This window comes from Vibrio sp. YT-19(2023), from assembly GCF_033337395.1.
Genome location: NZ_JAWOQN010000771.1, coordinates 1 through 598 on the forward strand (window position 1 = coordinate 1; position 598 = coordinate 598).

At 48.0% G+C, this 598-nt stretch carries 1 protein-coding gene; it reads left to right on the forward strand.

Annotated features, from left to right (window positions below; genetic code table 11):
* On the forward strand, positions 1–598 hold a 598-nt coding region (rarD, locus tag R7E78_RS28375), incomplete at both ends, for an EamA family transporter RarD (protein ID WP_318058913.1).

Sequence of the window (598 nt, forward strand, 5' to 3'; positions counted from 1 at the left end):
TCTCCTCTCGAGATCCTAAGCCATCGAGTGATTTGGTCTTTCTTTTTGCTTGCCGCACTTCTTCATTTTGGCCGTCACTGGCGCTCGGTTTATCACATCGCCACAGATAAAAAGAAAATCGCGTATTTGCTTTCCAGTTCGGTATTGATTGGTGGCAACTGGCTGATCTTCATTTGGGCGGTTAACTCCAATCACATGCTGGATGCCAGCTTAGGCTATTACATCAACCCGCTGATTAACGTGTTGCTCGGTATGGTGTTCTTGGGCGAACGACTACGTAAACTGCAATGGTTTGCTGTGGTATTGGCAGGATGTGGCGTTTTGGTGCAGTTGATCGTCTTTGGTTCGGTGCCAATTGTAGCGATGGCGTTGGCGATGAGCTTTGGTTTTTACGGTTTGCTACGTAAGAAAGTCGCGGTGGATGCTCAAACGGGTTTGTTTGTCGAAACGCTAATCTTATTACCCGCTGCCGCCGTTTATCTTCTGTTTATTGCCAGCTCACCAACGGCAAACATGATTGAAAATCCATGGCAGCTCAATACGTTGTTGATTGCAGCCGGTGTGGTGACGACCTTGCCATTGCTGTGCTTCACTGGTG